Annotated in this window: 15 protein-coding genes; all 15 read left to right on the top strand. The window is 51.0% G+C overall.

The window, feature by feature from the left end:
* Window positions 1-103 precede the first annotated feature (103 nt).
* On the top strand, window positions 104-1594 hold the full coding sequence (locus O9139_RS30375; protein WP_270885484.1) for a UDP-N-acetylmuramoyl-L-alanyl-D-glutamate--2,6-diaminopimelate ligase: 1491 nt from the start codon (window positions 104-106) through the stop codon (window positions 1592-1594).
* The gene (locus O9139_RS30370) at window positions 1591-2991 is read left to right on the top strand and encodes a UDP-N-acetylmuramoyl-tripeptide--D-alanyl-D-alanine ligase (RefSeq protein WP_270885483.1); all 1401 of its coding nucleotides are present in this window, start codon (window positions 1591-1593) and stop codon (window positions 2989-2991) included. The genes O9139_RS30375 and O9139_RS30370 overlap by 4 nt, the downstream gene beginning before the upstream one ends.
* 126 nt (window positions 2992-3117) lie before the next feature.
* The gene (gene mraY, locus O9139_RS30365; protein WP_270885702.1) at window positions 3118-4053 is read left to right on the top strand and encodes a phospho-N-acetylmuramoyl-pentapeptide-transferase; all 936 of its coding nucleotides are present in this window, start codon (window positions 3118-3120) and stop codon (window positions 4051-4053) included.
* Window positions 4054-4056: 3 nt separating this feature from the next.
* Complete coding sequence (gene murD, locus O9139_RS30360; RefSeq protein WP_270885482.1) at window positions 4057-5451, top strand: UDP-N-acetylmuramoyl-L-alanine--D-glutamate ligase; 1395 nt, start codon at window positions 4057-4059, stop codon at window positions 5449-5451.
* Between the two features lie 58 nt (window positions 5452-5509).
* Entirely contained in the window at window positions 5510-6607 is a 1098-nt protein-coding gene (spoVE, locus tag O9139_RS30355; protein ID WP_270885481.1) for a stage V sporulation protein E, read from the top strand.
* A 5-nt stretch (window positions 6608-6612) separates the two neighbouring features.
* Entirely contained in the window at window positions 6613-7683 is a 1071-nt protein-coding gene (locus O9139_RS30350) for an undecaprenyldiphospho-muramoylpentapeptide beta-N-acetylglucosaminyltransferase (protein ID WP_270885480.1), read from the top strand.
* A 209-nt stretch (window positions 7684-7892) separates the two neighbouring features.
* Window positions 7893-8798: a UDP-N-acetylmuramate dehydrogenase gene (gene murB, locus O9139_RS30345; protein WP_270885479.1), complete on the top strand. Its 906-nt coding sequence runs from the start codon at window positions 7893-7895 to the stop codon at window positions 8796-8798.
* A 15-nt stretch (window positions 8799-8813) separates the two neighbouring features.
* On the top strand, window positions 8814-10082 hold the full coding sequence (gene murA, locus O9139_RS30340; RefSeq protein ID WP_270885478.1) for a UDP-N-acetylglucosamine 1-carboxyvinyltransferase: 1269 nt from the start codon (window positions 8814-8816) through the stop codon (window positions 10080-10082).
* Between the two features lie 200 nt (window positions 10083-10282).
* Window positions 10283-11167, top strand: a complete 885-nt coding sequence (locus O9139_RS30335; protein WP_270885477.1) for a cell division protein FtsQ/DivIB — start codon at window positions 10283-10285, stop codon at window positions 11165-11167.
* A gap of 288 nt (window positions 11168-11455) precedes the next feature.
* A complete protein-coding gene (gene ftsA, locus O9139_RS30330) occupies window positions 11456-12712 on the top strand; it encodes a cell division protein FtsA (RefSeq protein WP_270885476.1) in 1257 nt (418 codons plus the stop codon).
* 75 nt (window positions 12713-12787) lie between these two features.
* The gene (gene ftsZ, locus O9139_RS30325; RefSeq protein ID WP_270885475.1) at window positions 12788-13918 is read left to right on the top strand and encodes a cell division protein FtsZ; all 1131 of its coding nucleotides are present in this window, start codon (window positions 12788-12790) and stop codon (window positions 13916-13918) included.
* Between the two features lie 224 nt (window positions 13919-14142).
* Window positions 14143-15063 (top strand): sigma-E processing peptidase SpoIIGA, encoded by a 921-nt coding sequence (gene spoIIGA / locus O9139_RS30320; protein WP_270885474.1) that lies wholly within the window; start codon window positions 14143-14145, stop codon window positions 15061-15063.
* Window positions 15064-15160: 97 nt separating this feature from the next.
* A complete protein-coding gene (sigE, locus tag O9139_RS30315) occupies window positions 15161-15883 on the top strand; it encodes an RNA polymerase sporulation sigma factor SigE (protein WP_270885473.1) in 723 nt (240 codons plus the stop codon).
* 192 nt (window positions 15884-16075) lie between these two features.
* On the top strand, window positions 16076-16858 hold the full coding sequence (gene sigG / locus O9139_RS30310) for an RNA polymerase sporulation sigma factor SigG (RefSeq protein ID WP_270885472.1): 783 nt from the start codon (window positions 16076-16078) through the stop codon (window positions 16856-16858).
* 132 nt (window positions 16859-16990) lie between these two features.
* Window positions 16991-17293 carry a YlmC/YmxH family sporulation protein gene (locus tag O9139_RS30305; protein WP_270885471.1) on the top strand — a complete coding sequence of 101 codons (303 nt, stop codon included), beginning with the start codon at window positions 16991-16993 and terminating at the stop codon, window positions 17291-17293.

Genomic DNA, 17293 nt, shown 5'->3' with positions numbered 1-17293 from the left:
ATTGTACATAATAGATAAGGTGAATTGGAAGCCTCGGAAGGTTACGCTTTGATGCGCCTGAAGCCAGATTTTCATTGAAATTGTTAAAGGAAGAGGGTTAACCATGAAGTTGAACGAGCTTGCTTCTGCTTTGCTCATTACCCATATACACGGTGAAGTGAATACCGAAATTACAGGCATTGAAGCGGATTCCCGTAAGGTAAAGCCGGGAGATTTGTTTTTGTGCGTGCCTGGGTTGACGGTAGATGGTCACGATTACGCCCCTAGAGCAATTGAGTTAGGGGCTGCCGCCTTAGTAACGGAGCGCGTCCTTGACGTGTCCGTACCGCAATTGGTGGTCAAGGATGCCAGATACGCGATGGCTGCGCTCTCCGCTCATTTTTATGGCTATGCCAGCAAGGAAATGAAAGTGATCGGGGTTACAGGGACGAATGGTAAAACGACAACGACATACTTAATTGAGCGAATTTTGAGCGATCAAGGCTTTAAGACAGGTTTGATGGGCAATATTCATATCAAAATCGGTTCGGACTATGAGGAAAACAAAGTCACGAATACGCAGGAAGCGCTGGAACTGCAGCGTATTTTCCGGAAAATGGCAGATGTGCAGACCGACTATTGCATTATGGAAGTTTCTTCGCACGGTTTGGACATGGGCAGGGTCAAAGGCGTTCAATTTCGTACGGGTATTTTTACCAACTTAACACAGGATCATCTCGATTATCATAAGACGATGGATGCCTATCAGGCGGCCAAAGGTTTGCTATTTTCCCGTCTAGGCAACGGTTTCTCGGCGGTCGATGCGGAGCGCCAGTACGCGGTCCTGAACGCTGACGATCCGGCTTCCGAGGCGTACAGCAAGCTGACTGCTGCGCAGGTCATCACCTATGGAATTGACTCCGAGTGCGATGTGCGCGCGACGGATATTCGAATAACGGCTCAAGGTACGGAGTTTCGCCTCGTTTCCTTTGCGGGGGAAGCTCTTTTCCGTATGAAACTGGTCGGAAAGTTCAACGTGTATAACGCGCTTGGGGCAATTGCCTCAACTTTGGCGGAAGGGGTTCCGCTGGAACAAATCCGGAATAGTTTAGAAAGAGTGGCGGTTGTGGATGGGCGCATGGAGGTCGTGAGCGAAGGACAGGACTTCCTCGTCTTGGTGGACTACGCGCATACGCCGGATGGCTTGGACAATGCGCTGTCGACGATTCGCGAGTTCGCGGAAGGCAACGTCTACACCGTCTTCGGCTGCGGAGGCGATCGGGACCGGAGAAAGCGGCCGCTGATGGGCGAAGTCACAGCTAAATACAGCGATTATCTGTATGTGACATCCGATAACCCGCGGACGGAGAAGCCCGAAGCGATTCTTGAAGATATCGTTCCCGGTATCGTGGGAGCCGGGTTCCCAAGCGATAAGTATGAACTCATCGCAGATCGAAGGCTCGCCATTCAAAAGGCTATTGAAGGAGCGGGCCCCAAAGATGTAGTATTGATTGCGGGGAAAGGTCACGAAACCTATCAGGATATCATGGGGGTCAAGCATGATTTTGATGATCGGTTAGTGGCGAAAGCTGCGATAAGGGGAAGAATCGGATGATTACACGAACATTAAAGGAAATTACAACGATGCTCGGCGGCGAAGCGACATTGGTTGCTTCTTCGAGCGAAGCAGCGGATGTGCAAATAACGGGCGTATCGACGGATACGCGGACGATACCTGGCGGCAGTCTATTCGTGCCGCTGATTGGCGAGCACTTCGACGGCCATGCCTATGCGGCGGAAGCGTACAGCAAAGGTGCGGCGGCTGCGCTTTGGCAAGATGACAAGCCGAATCCGCCGGAAGGCATGCCGGTCGTTTATGTGAAGGATACGCTGGTGGCGCTGCAGCAGCTGGCTAAAGCTTACCGGAAGCAGCTGCCCGTGCGGATCGTCGGGATTACCGGCAGCAACGGCAAGACTACGACCAAGGATTTGGTCGCTTCTGTGCTCGGCAGCACGTACCAAGTTCATAAAACCAAAGGCAACTTGAACAATCATATCGGCTTGCCGCTCACGCTGCTGCAATTGACCGAGACGACGCAATTTGCCGTCGTCGAGATGGGCATGAGCGGACGCGGCGAGATTGAATTGCTATCCGAGCTGGCGGAGCCGGAGACAGCGATCATTACGATGATCGGCGAATCGCATATGCTGCAGCTCGGCTCGCGCGAAGAGATCGCTCGGGCGAAGGCCGAGATCTTGAGCGGCATGCCGAGCGGGGGGCTGTTCGTCTATAATGGTGACGAACCGTTGATTGAGCAGGCGATCAGCGAGCGGAGCCTGCCGGAGGGGTTGCGCCGGATTCGCTTCGGCAGCGGCGCTGGCAATGACATTCACCCGACCGGGATTCGCATGGATGCGGACGGGGCTTATTTCTCTATAAATTCACCGGAATACCCGGAATTATACATTCCTTTGCTCGGCACGCACAACGTCATCAATGCGCTTGCCGCCATCGCGATCGGCGAAGCCTTCGGCGTATCGCCGGCTGACATTGCAGCGGGGCTTTGCTCGCTGCAGATGACAAGCATGCGCATCGAGAAGTTGACGGCAGCCTCGGGGCTGACGGTGCTCAACGATGCGTATAATGCCAGCCCGGCTTCGATGCGGGCGGCCATTCAGTTGACCGAGCAGCTGCAAGGCTACGGTCGCAAGTTCGTCGTGCTCGGCGATATGCTGGAGCTGGGCGAGCACGAAGAGCAGTACCATCGCGAGATCGGCGCGATGCTGTCCTGTGAACGTGTGGACTACGTCTTCACGTTCGGCAAGCTCGGGCGCTTCATCGCGGAGGAAGCGGCCAAATCGTTCGCGCAGGCGGAGCATGTGCGCGCCTTCGACGACAAGATGCAGCTCGCCGAGGCGCTGGCGGAGCTCGCGGGCAAGGACGATCTTGTGCTCGTCAAAGGCTCGCGCGGCATGCGTCTGGAGCAGGTCGTACACGCCTTGCTTGCATAGAACTGCAAGCGCTATGCAGCAGTCTATTTAAGATCCTGCAAGCCATAAACTAATTTTAGCGAATCGCTTCCTTGTTATGAGGGAGCGACAGGAGGAAATACAGTGGAAAACGTCATATTATTAACGATGGGTGTAGCCTTTGTGCTTGCGCTAATTATGGGACCGCTCTTCATTCCAATTTTGCGCCGCATGAAATTCGGTCAGCAAATCCGGACTGATGGTCCGCAAGGACATTTGAAGAAGCAGGGGACGCCTACCATGGGCGGCACGATTATCCTGCTGGCGCTGGCGCTCGCTACACTGCGTTTTGCCGACAAAACGACAGATCTCTTAATTCTATTGATTGCCTCCTTAGGTTATGGACTAGTTGGCTTCCTTGATGATTATATTAAAATCATTTTCAAACGCTCATTAGGACTCACGGCCAAGCAAAAGTTATTCGGCCAGCTGTTGATTTCAGCGATTGTTTGCTACTTGTTGATTCGAGAAGGTCATAGCACGGACTTATACATTCCTTTTGTTGACTTCCACTTCAACCCCGGCTGGCTGTATTTCCCGCTAATGGCCGTGTTGATGCTCGGTGCTTCCAATGCGGTTAATTTTACCGACGGACTGGATGGTCTGTTAGCGGGAACGAGTGCGATTGCGTTCGGCGCCTACACCGTGATCGCGATGAACAGTACGCAGCCGGAAGCTGCTGTATTCTCGGCGGCTATGGTGGGAGCTGTGCTCGGCTTCCTGGTGTTTAACGCGCACCCGGCCAAAGTGTTCATGGGGGACACCGGTTCCCTGGGAATTGGCGGCGGTCTTGTCGCTGTGGCCATCTTGACCAAAGCCGAGCTGCTGCTGGCGATCATCGGCGGTGTGTTCCTGGTCGAAATTTTGTCCGTTGTCATTCAGGTAGTATCGTTTAAAACCCGAGGCAAGCGCGTCTTCAAAATGAGCCCGATCCATCATCACTTTGAACTGGTTGGATGGTCGGAATGGCGCGTCGTAATTACGTTCTGGGCAGTTGGCCTGGTGCTTGCCGTCATCGGATTATATATGAATGAGGTGTTGTAGAGGATGAAGCATCCGCGTGAATATCGTGGACTTGAAGTCGTAATTTTGGGCTTGGCTCGCAGCGGCGTTGCTGCGGCTAAGCTTTTTCATCAAAAAGGAGCGATCGTCACCGTCAACGACAAGAAAGAGCGCAGTGCATGCCCTGAAGCCGACGAGTTGGAGGCTCTGGGTATTTCTGTTGTTTGCGGCTATCATCCGGAGTCCATCGTCCATGAAGGCGTCGCGCTCGTCGTGAAGAACCCGGGGATCCCTTATTCCGGTGAGCCGATCCGTCATGCCGAGGCGCTGGGCATCGAGGTCGTCACGGAAGTTGAAGTCGCTTATCAGTTCTGTAAAGCGCCGATCATCGGCATCACAGGTTCCAATGGGAAAACAACAACCACAACGTTGATCGGTTTAATGCTGGATGCCGGCGGTCTTGCTCCGGTGGTCGCAGGCAATATCGGCCGTGCGCTGACGGAAGCCGCACCTGAAGTCACCGAAGAGAACTGGATGGTTGTCGAGCTGAGCAGCTTCCAGTTGAAAGGAACGACAGCGTTCCGTCCGCGGATCGCATTGCTGCTGAATTTGTACGAAACGCATCTTGACTACCATGGTACCATGGAAGATTATATCGCTTCCAAAGCGAAGCTGTTTGCTAATCAAACCGAAGAAGATACAGCTATCTTGAACTGGGATGACGCGGTGTGCCGGTCGATCATTCCGAGTTTGCGAGCCAAAGTCATGCCTTTCTCGATGAAAGAGGCATTGCCGTTTGGCGTTTACTTGGAGTCAAGGACGGACACGATCGTCTATGCGGATGGGCAAGGCGCTGTCCACTCGATCCTCCCAGCAAAAGAGATGGGCATCCCTGGCAGCTTTAATGTGGAAAATGCGCTCGCAGCTTCTGCAGCGGCTCTTACTGCCGGTGTTACGCCAATGAAGATTGCCGATGTGCTCAAGACGTTCCAGGGCGTGGAACATCGTCTGGAGTTCGTCAGAGAGCTAGGTGGCGTCACCTTTTATAATAATTCCAAAGCAACGAATCCTGCGGCATCGATCAAGTCGATTGAAGCTTTTGAGCAGCGTGTCGTGCTCATTGCCGGCGGCTTGGATCGGGGCTCCGATTACATGGAGCTGCTTTCGACTTTCCGCGAGCGCATCAAAGGCGTTGTGACGCTCGGAGAAACACGGGAAAAAATCAACCGCATTGCCGAGCTGGCAGGGATTAGCCGCCGTGAAACCGTCGATACTGCTAAAGATGCAGCGGACGCAGTCTCACAAGCGGTCGAGCTGGCCTGGAAGATGAGTGAAGCCGGAGATATCGTGCTTCTTTCCCCGGCTTGCGCGAGTTGGGATATGTTCCCATCCTATGAGGACAGGGGACGCATGTTTAAGCAGTCCGTGCATAACCTTTAAGTAGGGCCTATCCCACTTCTTGGATAAGCCCACAACACACGGCTAAGAGGTGTCGGTTATGGGTAAAGCACGGTCCGCTCCGGACATTTGGATCATTGTTCCGACTTTGCTGCTTTTGACAATTGGCGTTATTATGGTGTACAGTGCCAGTGCGGTGCTTGCATTTCATGATTTCGGCGACTCGTTTTATTATTTGAAGCGGCAGCTGTTATTTGCGGCTTTAGGCGTTGTCGCGATGTTTTTTACGATGAATGTCGATTACATTCTCTGGAAAAAGTATGCCAAATTTGCTCTCATTCTTTGTTTCTTCCTGCTCGTCATCGTGCTGATTCCTGGCATCGGCGTCGTGCGCGGAGGGGCGCGAAGCTGGCTGGGCATCGGCGCTTTCGGGATTCAGCCGTCTGAGTTTATGAAGATGGGCATGATCCTGTTTCTGGCCAAACTGCTCTCTGAGCAGCAGTCCAAGATTACCCAATTCACCAAAGGGCTGCTGCCTCCGCTTGGCCTTATGGGCCTTGCTTTCGGGCTCATTATGCTGCAGCCGGATCTGGGGACCGGCGCCGTGCTCGTCGGGGCGTCGCTGCTCATCATATACACGTCCGGCGCGCGCTTGCTCCATCTCTCGTATCTGGGCATGGTCGGGATCGCCGGCTTTGTCGGCTTGATCATTGCCGCCCCGTATCGGCTCAAGCGAATTACAGCGTTCCTGGACCCGTGGCAAGATCCGCTCGGCGCTGGCTATCAGGCGATTCAGTCGCTGTATGCCATCGGCCCCGGAGGACTCGTCGGGCTGGGCTTGGGGATGAGCCGGCAAAAGTACAGCTATTTGCCAGAGCCGCAAACGGACTTCATCTTTTCGATCATTGCCGAGGAGTTAGGCTTTATCGGAGGCACACTGGTTCTGCTGCTTTTCTCGATCTTGGTCTGGCGCGGTATGCGAACGGCGATCACAGCGCCGGATACGTTTGCGAGTCTCATCGCCGTGGGCATTATCGGCATGATTGCCGTTCAGGTCATCATTAATATCGGCGTCGTCATCGGGATGTTCCCGGTAACAGGCATCACATTACCGCTAATTAGTGCAGGGGGTTCATCCTTGACCTTGATGCTGACAGCTATTGGCATCCTGCTCAACATATCCCGTTATTCGAGGTGACATGCATGAAAACCATCGTTTTTACCGGAGGAGGCTCCGCTGGACACGTTACGCCCAACATTGCGTTGATGAACAAGCTTCGGCAGCAAGGCTGGGATATTCGCTACATCGGATCCGCCACCGGCATTGAGAAAGATATCATTGAGCGCGAAGGTGTTCCATTTTATCCCATTTCTTCCGGAAAACTGCGCAGATACTTCGATCTCAAAAATTTCAAAGATCCCTTTAAAGTTTTGAAAGGCGTTTACGAGTCCTATAGATTGCTTCGCCGACTGAAGCCCGCCATCGTATTTTCGAAAGGCGGGTTCGTTTCCGTCCCGGTCGTCCTCGGCAGCCGGTTGAACCACATTCCCGTTATCATCCATGAATCCGATATGACGCCAGGACTGGCTAACAAAATCTCCATTCCGATGGCTACGAAAGTTTGCGTGACGTTCCCGGAGTCTTTGCGCCATGTGCAGGAAGATAAAGCGGTGCTGACCGGCCTGCCGATCCGTGAAGGGATATTTAGCGGCAAGGCGATGAAAGGCTATCAAATTTGTGATTTTCATTCGCAAAAGCCGGTCGTGATGGTCATGGGCGGGAGCTTGGGCTCACAAGTGATTAACCAAGCCGTTCGGGAACAGTTGGGCCGCTTGTTGAACCAGTTTCAAATTATTCACATCTGCGGAAAAGGGAATATTGACCAAGAGCTGCTGAACAAGCGGGGCTACAAGCAATTTGAGTATATTGCTGATGAGCTTCCCGATATGTTGGCGATGGCTGATCTGGTCATTTCCCGTGCCGGCGCAACCTCCATCTATGAGTTTCTCGCCTTGGAGAAGCCGATGCTGCTCATTCCGCTATCTTTGCAAGCAAGCCGTGGCGACCAAATATTGAACGCCAAATCGTTCCAGAAAGCCGGCTACGCGGATGTGCTGCCGGTGGAAGAACTCACCTCTGACGTCCTCATAGGGCGTCTGGAAGCACTGAATGCGAACCGCGAGACCTATAAGCAAGCGATGGCTTCCAGAAACGAAACGAATGCGGTTTCCGCCATTATCAAGTTAATAGAAACGTATAGCCAAACGAAATGACCCATCTGAAAGCGATGGGCGATTGTCACACTCTTTCCGATTTTACATAAACTACACTATAACCGTGACAGACACCTAAGGGCGATATACGGCGCCTGGCTATCGAATCCCGGCCGAATTCGACCAGCTCGTATAGATGGACGGACAAAAGAGACAGCGATCATCGCGATTTGTCATTCCACCCGAAGTTCTGTGAAGGAGGTTTTCCCATGCAACAGTTATTATCCGACTTACAGGCAGCAAATATAGGAGACATCCGAACGAATGAGCGATTAGCTCCGTACACGACGTGGAAAATCGGCGGTCCTGCCGACATTCTGATCATTCCGCACACCAAAGAGCAGGTCGTGGCTGTCATTCAAATGCTGCATGAGCGGGGGGTGCCATGGACGATTATCGGCCGAGGTTCCAACTTGCTCATCAGCGATAAAGGCATAAGAGGCGTCGTCATCAAGCTGGGCAGTGCATTAGAAACGCTGCGCTTCGAAGGCGCGACCGTATATGCAGGCGGTTCCTATTCGTTCATTAAGTTGTCCGTACTAGCAGCCAAAGAAGGATTGACCGGACTCGAGTTTGCTTCTGGAATTCCCGGTACAGTGGGGGGCGCCGTCTACATGAATGCAGGGGCTCATGGGTCCGATGTGTCACGCATACTCAAGCAGGCTGAAGTCATCCTGGACACAGGGGAATTGGTCACCATGCAGGCGGAAGATTTACAGTATGCTTATCGTCATTCGATTCTGCATACGTTGCCTGGCATCGTCACAGAGGCGATATTTGAACTGCAGGTCGGAGACCGTAAGGAAATCGCCGGCGCGATGGCAGCTTATCGCGATCGCCGTCTTCGTACACAGCCTCTGCAATTGGCATGTGCCGGCAGCGTATTCCGCAACCCGACGGGGAATTTTGCGGCGAAGCTTATCGAAGAATCCGGTCTGAAAGGCAAACGAGTCGGTGGAGCAGAAGTCTCCCCGCTGCACGCCAATTTCATTGTTAACACTGGGAATGCTACAGCCGTGGACGTTCTCACTCTAATCCAAGAGGTGCAGCAAATCGTGCTTGATAAGCACGGCATTGCGCTTAAGCCTGAGGTACTGGTGCTGGGTGAGATGTAAATCGGAGGTGGAATTTTGGAGAAGCTCGTTATCGAAGGTGGAAGACCTCTCTCGGGAGCCATCCAGATACACGGCGCTAAAAACGCCGCATTACCAATCTTAGCAGCCTGTCTTTTGGCAGACGGCACTCACACTTTGCACAATGTCCCCAATCTGCTCGATATCGACACCATGCTGCGGATTCTCCGCTCATTGGGATGCTGGGCAGAGCAACAAGGCGATACCGCAACCGTAACAACATCCACAGCTCATTCCTCTCATATCCCTGAAGAGTTGATGGGGCAGATGCGTTCCTCCATCTTCCTTATGGGTCCGTTGCTCGCCCGATTCGGCAGCGTCACGGTGTATCAACCGGGCGGCTGCGCGATCGGTGAACGCAAAATCGATCTTCATCTGAAAGGCCTGCAGGCGCTTGGCGCACAGATTGAAGAATCGACGAATAAAATCGTCTGCACCGCTGAATCCTTGCAAGGATGCGAGATCATTCTCGATTTTCCAAGTGTCGGAGCTACAGAAAACATTATGATGGCTGCCGTCAAAGCTTCAGGTATTACTACGATTTATAATGCCGCCCGTGAGCCTGAAATTCAGGATCTGCAAAACTTTCTGAATGCCATGGGCGCCGATATTATCGGCGCAGGCACGGATACGATCACCATCCATGGTGTTCAAACCTTGACACCGTGCGCGTACCGCATCATTCCGGATCGCATTGTGGCCGGTACCTTTATGGTGGCGGCAGCGGCGACTAGAGGCAACATTACGCTGGAGAATGTCAATCCCGCCCATCTGACTTCGGTCATTCATGTCTTGAAGCGCATAGGTGTTCAAATCACTGCTAGCGGTGATATAATACATGTAAGCTGCCCGACAAGACCGAAAGCCGTGGAGCGTATCGTCACCTCGCCACATCCGGCGTTTCCGACGGATCTGCAATCCCAGGTGATGGTGCTGCTGTCTCTTGCAGACGGACTAAGCGTAATGAAAGAAACGATCTTCGAAGGCAGATTCAAACATGTCGATGAATTGTCCCGCATGGGTGCCGATATCCGCGTTGATTTAAGCTCAGCTTTCATTCGCGGGGTGCCGAGATTGTATGGGGCAACCGTGGAGGCTACCGATTTGCGCGCTGGAGCTGCGCTTGTCATCGCCGGTCTGGCTGCGCATGGCACGACGATCGTTGAACAGATTCATCATATTGATAGAGGCTATGATAGAATTGAACTTATGCTTTCCCGTTTGGGAGCCTCTGTCCACCGTCAATCACCTGTTCCAAGTGAGTGAATCATTTTTTCGTGATCCCTTCCTGTCCGCAGGAGGGGATATACGGTTTTCAGTTTAATGGCGGATTGCTCCATGATAGTACTTTTGATAGATTCATCACGAGTCAAACATAAGTACAATATTGCAGTATGATGTGCATGGTTTGTTTTTTTTTATTCATGTAGTGAACACACAAGTATAACGCATAGGTGGTGCCTATTTTGTCAGAAGACCGCAAAGTACCCGCCCTGCCGAATCCCAAGCCACGCGCGCGTACCAACCGGAAGTTGCTTGCTTTCTTATTTTTCTTTTTCATAACCGTTCTTGTCATTCTATTCTTTCAATCCCCGCTCAGCCGTGTAAGCAAGATCGAAGTCGTAGGCAATGAAATGCTAGCCTCGGAGACGATTGGACAAGCTGCTCAGGTTGCGCCCGGGGACCGCTTCTTTATGATAAGCTCCGCCGCCGTGGAGAGCCGCCTGGCCGCTCTTCCTATCGTGAAGGCAGTGCAAGTCACGAAGCGCTTTCCAGGGGTTATTCATATTACCATTCAAGAGCACCCTAAGGTGGCGTTTCAGATGGGGGCGGACGGCTCGCAAGAGGCTGTACTGGCGGACGGCGCTGTAGTAAAAATGACGGCGAACAATGTGCCGCTCGATAAACCGATTCTATCCGGCTGGGCAGATTCGGATCCGAATAAGCTAGCACTTTGCCAAGCGCTCGGCGAGATTCCGGCCAGCAGCCTTGCAGATATATCCGAGATTAAGCCGGACCCGTCTGAATCTTATCCGGACAAGATTAAGCTATATACCCGCTCGCAATTTGAGGTCTATACGACAATCGCGTATTTACCCGATAAAATTGATAATTTGCCTGCTTATATTGCCAGTCTGCAGGAGGATCACATTAACAACGGCGTCATCAAAATGCTGGAAGTGGACAACCATGCTCCGTTTGAACCAAACGCTGATGCGAAGAATGATGCCAATAGCCAAAGTGCAAAAGGCAGCGCTCCATCACCTACGCCGAATAAGGATGCAGGCAAGCCGTCCGGAAAGCCAACGTCAACGCCGAAGTCATCAACCAAACAGACGGCGAAGGAATAAGCGAAGGCACATTGACAAAAAAACGAGGAATGGACTACTCAATCGCTTGAAATAATGTTAAAATTAGTTTTATGGTCAAATAGGAATATAGTAAATCAGTACCCTATTTCCATATATTCTCTAATAATGTAACCACTACCAGCAATCAAAAGTGCAATTGTGAAAACCCGCTCTCAATTAGGCAAAATTTTGTAGAAAAAAGAGGGAATATGGCTGTTGTGTTGAATAAGTACATAGGAATTTGCGAGCAATTATCTTTTTTACCAAGTTACAGGAGGTGCCAGGGGCTTGAGCAACAATGATATCATTGTTAGTTTGGACATCGGTACATCCAAGGTTCGTGCTATTATTGGAGAAGTTGTCAACGGATCCATTAATATAATAGGTGTGGGATCTGCCGAGTCAGAAGGTATTCGCAAAGGAGCCATCGTCGACATTGATCAAACGGTAAATTCGATCCGCAGTGCGGTAGATCATGCTGAGCGAATGGTGGGCATTCAAATTTCCGAGGTTTATGTAGGTATTTCCGGGAATCATATCGCGCTTCAATCCAGTCACGGTGTTGTTGCGGTATCAAATGAGGATCGAGAAATCGGAGAAGAGGATATCGACCGAGTCATTCAGGCAGCGAGAGTCATTGCCCTACCTCCAGAGCGTGAAATCATTGGAGTCGTTCCAAAGCAATATTTAGTTGATGGACAAGAAGGTATTAACGATCCTCGCGGGATGATCGGCGTCCGCTTGGAAGTGGAAGCAACGATCATTACCGGCGCGAAAACAGGAATACATAATTTAATCCGGGTTGTGGAAAAATCCGAACTGAAGGTTGCCGGTCTTATCCTGATGTCACTGGCATCAGGTCAGCTTGCACTCTCCAAAGATGAGAAGTCCGTGGGTACGGTGCTCGTGGATGTAGGTGCCGGAGCTACCACAATTGCCATTTTCGATCAAGGCAATCTCGCCGCGACGTCGACGATTCCCATCGGCGGCGAATACGTAACCAACGATATCGCGATCGGGTTGCGCACGCAATTTGACATTGCTGAGAAGATTAAATTGAAGTACGGCTGTGCTTCGTTGAACGACTCTGCGAATGACCAAGTGTTTAAAGTAACGAGAATGGGAAGCAACGTGGAAAAAGAATTTTCGCAAGTCGATCTCGCCAATATCATCGAACCGCGAGTGGGCGAAATTTTTCAGTTGATCCTCGCTGAAGTGCATCGTCTCGGTTATGACCATTTAGCCGGCGGATACGTGCTTACAGGTGGTACGGTTAGTATGCCAGGCGTTCTTGCCGTCGCACAGGAGGAGCTTGCGACTTCCGTGCGCATCGCGGTACCTGATTACATCGGCGTGCGTGATCCCTCTTACACGAGTGGTGTAGGCATTATCCAATTCGTATATAAGTATATGAGAAACCGCACAACCAACGGCGGGTTCGCCAAGAAAAACGTAGTGAAGGCTCCAAGTAGTAAGAAATCCTCCGACATAAGTAAACCCGGATTGATGGAACGGGTAAAGAGCTTCTTTAGTGAATTCATATAAACCGACGCAAAGGATCGGCGATGATGAACAAGAATAATTTGTATGTGAACGAATAGTTAGGGGGATATGGCTCGTATGTTTGAATTTGATTTGGATATGGACCAATTGGCTCAAATAAAAGTCATCGGTGTTGGTGGCGGCGGCAGTAATGCGGTAAACCGAATGATCGAGAACGGTGTTAAAGGTGTCGAGTTCATTACGGTGAATACGGATGCTCAAGCCCTGCACCTGGCAAAGTCGGAACACAAACTGCAAATCGGGGACAAGCTTACGCGCGGTCTTGGCGCGGGTGCGAACCCGGAGGTTGGTAAGAAAGCGGCGGAAGAATCCAGAGAATTGATTCTGAACACGCTGCGCGGCGCTGACATGGTCTTCGTCACAGCGGGTATGGGAGGCGGCACCGGAACCGGCGCAGCGCCTGTTATCGCGGAGATCGCCAAAGAAGTAGGCGCTTTGACAGTAGGTGTGGTTACACGCCCGTTTACATTCGAAGGACGTAAGCGTTCCCTTCAAGCGGAGCAAGGGATTGCCGCATTGAAAGAGAAAGTAGATACGTTGATCATCATCCCTAACGACCGTCTCCTCGAGATCGTCGACAAGAAGACGCCGATGCTCGAAGCGTTCCGTGAAGCGGATAACGTTCTGCGTCAAGGTGTACAGGGGATCTCCGACTTGATTGCGGTTCCGGGTCTGATTAACTTGGACTTCGCCGATGTGAAGACCATTATGACAGAACGCGGCTCAGCCCTGATGGGGATCGGCGTTGCCACAGGTGAGAACCGTGCGGCCGAAGCTGCGAAAAAAGCGATTTCCAGCCCATTGCTGGAAACTTCGATCGAAGGCGCGCGCGGCGTGCTGATGAATATCACTGGCGGTATGAACCTGAGCTTGTACGAAGTCAATGAAGCGGCGGACATCGTAGCCTCTGCTTCCGACATCGAAGTCAACATGATCTTCGGTGCCGTCATCGATGACAGATTGAAAGATGAGATTCTCGTCACGGTGATCGCGACAGGATTCGAACACAGATCCCAGCCGATTCCACAGCAGGTCAAACGTCCAGCTGCTCCTGGGCAGCCGCAACAGCAAGAACCTGTTGCTGACAACCGTTTGAACAATTTGCGCCCTTTTGGCAGCCAGACATCAAGCGATCAATTGGATATTCCGACATTCCTGCGTAACCGCGGACGGAATAACGACAAATAAATACAAATGCCAAGAAGCCTCTTTGGAATAGAGGCTTCTTTTTTTCTGCTTACTTATCTTTCCTCTTCGTCACCTCTCCGGCAAGAACCACACCCATCGAGGCGTAGAGCGGTCCCGCGCCAACTGACAAAAAAAGATCCAAAGCCCTAGCAAGTTTAGACAGACTTTGAAATATCATTCTTATATACTGATCTTGAACCAAAGAGATTAGAGGTGGAGGAATTGTGGTCGTCTATGCAGATCTCATTTTCCTGATCAATTTTCTGATGGACGCGGCCATGCTGATCGTGACGGCCAAAACGCGTAAGCTGTCGTTCAAATGGTGGCGAATCGCTCTAGCCGCATGTTTAGGCGCAACTTATGTCGTCATGATGTTCCTTCCCGTGCCTGCACTGTTATTTACATTTTCTGTGAAATGTATATTTTGCATTGGCATGATTATGACAGCTTTTGGTTTCGGCAGTTTACAAAATTTTTTAAGAACGCTCGGCGCGTTTCTTCTTGTTAATTTTGCTGTTGCCGGTGGCATGTTTGGCATCCATTATGTATTGGCTTCATCTTCCGCGGTCATGCAAGGCATAGTCTTTACGCAGTCGGGAGCTCCGGTTTATAAGATTCAAGTCGGTATCGTGTACGTGCTTGTGCTGTTGTTTCCGCTCATCTGGTGGCTGCGGACGGTGTTCCTTGGCGCCAAGCAGCGCGAACAGCTGACATCTTTCGTCGCGGAAGTCACGATCCAGATCGAACAATTTACAGCCACCTGCAAGGGGCTCATCGATACCGGGAATCAGCTCTATGATCCGTTGACGAGAACACCGGTCATGGTGATGGAGGTGTCAGAGTGGAGGGAAGTGCTTCCCGATGCATGGCTTCAAAAGATTCGTTCAGCGGACGTGGATCAAATTATTAGCGGCATGGGCTCAGATGACTTTGCCTGGCAGGATCGGTTGCGACTTGTACCCTACCGGGGGGTGAACCGTAATACGCAGTTTATGCTCGCCATCAAACCGGATAAGGTGGTGATTCATCACAATGACAGACAGATCGAAGTGACGAAAGTGCTCATTGGACTTGATGGAGGAAAGCTTTGCAGCGACGGCACGTACCAAGCGATTATCCATCCGACCCTGATTGCAGTTGGTTGAACGAAGGAACAGATGAATCAAGCAGCTTTCCATGCAGAAAGCTCGGCAACGCTTACGACATAAGCTTTTCGACGAAAAGCTCTTAGGAGGAACGCTCATGCTCTTGAAGTGGAAATTGCTGTTGCAACTTACTTATTACCGCATCTTGATGTTTTTCGGGCTCAAAGGCGAGGAAATCTACTATATCGGTGGAAGCGAAGCGCTCCCGCCGCCTTTAACGAGAGAAGAAGAAGAATATTTACTGGAAAAGTTACCTTCCGGTGATGCGGCGATCCGCGCTATGCTGATAGAGCGCAATCTGCGGTTGGTTGTCTATATAGCTAGGAAATTCGAGAATACTGGCATTAATATTGAGGATTTGGTCTCGATCGGCGCTATCGGCTTAATTAAAGCGGTAAACACGTTTGACCCGGAGAAAAAAATCAAGCTGGCCACCTACGCCTCCCGATGCATTGAGAACGAGATTCTCATGTATTTGCGACGGAATAGTAAGATCAGGACGGAAGTCTCCTTCGATGAGCCGCTGAATATTGACTGGGACGGCAATGAGCTGCTCCTGTCCGATGTGCTCGGAACGGAGAATGATACGATTTACCGGAATATTGAGGAACAAGTGGACCGCAAGCTGCTGCATAAAGCGCTGGATAAGCTGACGGATCGTGAACGCATCATTATGGAGCTTCGCTTCGGTCTGCAGGACGGCGAAGAGAAGACGCAAAAAGATGTCGCTGATCTGTTGGGCATCTCGCAGTCCTACATCTCCAGATTGGAAAAGCGCATCATCAAAAGGCTGCGCAAGGAGTTTAATAAAATGGTGTAAAAGAGGGGAGAACCTCTCTTTTTTTATGCAAAATTTTTTTTTCTCCAGTCGACATCGATTTTGTTCAGCAGTCACGGGAGGGAGCAACTTCCAGCCCTTTTGTCAAGTGGCTTCGCGGGGGTTAGGGGACGAATAAATCAATGACTCAGGGGGATAATTAACATTAATGTTTCTCCTTGGGAGGTAATCACGGTGACCCGAAATAAAGTCGAGATATGTGGTGTTGATACCGCCAAACTGCCTGTTCTGACCAATGCCGAAATGCGCGAATTATTTGCTGAGCTGCAGACCAAACAGGAGCGAGCTGCAAGAGAGAAATTAGTAAATGGCAATTTGAGATTGGTGCTCAGTGTCATCCAACGGTTCAATAACCGCGGAGAATATGTGGACGATCTCTTCCAGGTTGGATGTATTGGGTTAATGAAAGCCATTGATAACTTCGATTTGGGACAAAATGTAAAATTTTCTACGTATGCTGTACCGATGATTATCGGAGAGATTCGCCGCTACTTGCGCGACAACAACCCGATTCGCGTCTCTCGATCCTTAAGAGATATTGCTTACAAGGCGCTTCAGGTCAGAGATAGTCTGACCAATCAGAATTCACGCGAACCGACAATTTATGAAATCTCGGAAGCGCTGAATGTGCCCAAAGAAGATGTGGTCTTTGCGCTGGATGCGATCCAGGATCCTGTCTCGCTCTTCGAGCCGATCTACCATGACGGCGGAGATCCGATCTATGTCATGGATCAAATCAGCGACGAACGCAACAAAGATATGTCCTGGATTGAGGGGATTGCCCTCAGAGAGGCGATGCGCAAACTGAATGCCAGGGAGAAAATGATCTTATCCATGCGCTTTTTCGAAGGCAAGACGCAAATGGAAGTGGCGGATGAGATCGGTATCTCGCAAGCCCAAGTGTCCAGGCTGGAGAAATCAGCCATCTCGCAAATGCAGAAACACGTAAAGTCATAAATGCCAAAGACCTTCAACGGCTGGACAAGCTGTGAAGGTCTTTTTTTATGGGGCAGGACATTTTGCCCCTGACAGACATATACTAGTACTAAGCAAGACCAAATCCTTTGAAGATTCGTGGTGATGAGCCTCATGAAAATATCCGATTTCCAGACAAAGGATGTCATCAACATTGTAGACGGCAAGAAACTCGGCCAAATTAGTGACTTGGAGCTGGACCTGCGACAGGGCCGCATCGAGTCGATTGTGGTTCCGAATCAAAGCCGTTTCTTCGGATTGTTCGGTTCCGGGACAGATGTCATCATTCCATGGAAGCATATTGTGAAAATCGGGGCGGATGTCGTGCTCGTCAAGATCGAAGACGCAAGGCCCTACCGCCAAACGGAAGAAAATAATGAGCAGGTGTATGAGTACAACCGGCAATTTCGCAATTAA

The sequence above is a fragment of the Paenibacillus aestuarii genome (assembly GCF_027789125.1).
Lineage (GTDB): Bacteria > Bacillota > Bacilli > Paenibacillales > NBRC-103111 > Paenibacillus_E > Paenibacillus_E aestuarii.
The sequence above is the reverse complement of the archived record's forward strand: the minus strand, read 5'-3'. Positions and strand labels throughout refer to the sequence as shown.

What these genes read in the sequence shown, in the direction of transcription:
- O9139_RS30375 (WP_270885484.1), top strand. Translation starts at nt 104, where the DNA reads ATGAAGTTGAACGAGCTTGCTTCTGCTTTGCTCATTACCCATATACAC.
- sigE (WP_270885473.1), top strand. Translation starts at nt 15,161, where the DNA reads ATGCTCTTGAAGTGGAAATTGCTGTTGCAACTTACTTATTACCGCATC.
- O9139_RS30305 (WP_270885471.1), top strand. Translation starts at nt 16,991, where the DNA reads ATGAAAATATCCGATTTCCAGACAAAGGATGTCATCAACATTGTAGAC.
- O9139_RS30350 (WP_270885480.1), top strand. Translation starts at nt 6,613, where the DNA reads ATGAAAACCATCGTTTTTACCGGAGGAGGCTCCGCTGGACACGTTACG.
- ftsZ (WP_270885475.1), top strand. Translation starts at nt 12,788, where the DNA reads ATGTTTGAATTTGATTTGGATATGGACCAATTGGCTCAAATAAAAGTC.
- murB (WP_270885479.1), top strand. Translation starts at nt 7,893, where the DNA reads ATGCAACAGTTATTATCCGACTTACAGGCAGCAAATATAGGAGACATC.
- murD (WP_270885482.1), top strand. Translation starts at nt 4,057, where the DNA reads ATGAAGCATCCGCGTGAATATCGTGGACTTGAAGTCGTAATTTTGGGC.
- O9139_RS30370 (WP_270885483.1), top strand. Translation starts at nt 1,591, where the DNA reads ATGATTACACGAACATTAAAGGAAATTACAACGATGCTCGGCGGCGAA.
- spoVE (WP_270885481.1), top strand. Translation starts at nt 5,510, where the DNA reads ATGGGTAAAGCACGGTCCGCTCCGGACATTTGGATCATTGTTCCGACT.
- mraY (WP_270885702.1), top strand. Translation starts at nt 3,118, where the DNA reads ATGGGTGTAGCCTTTGTGCTTGCGCTAATTATGGGACCGCTCTTCATT.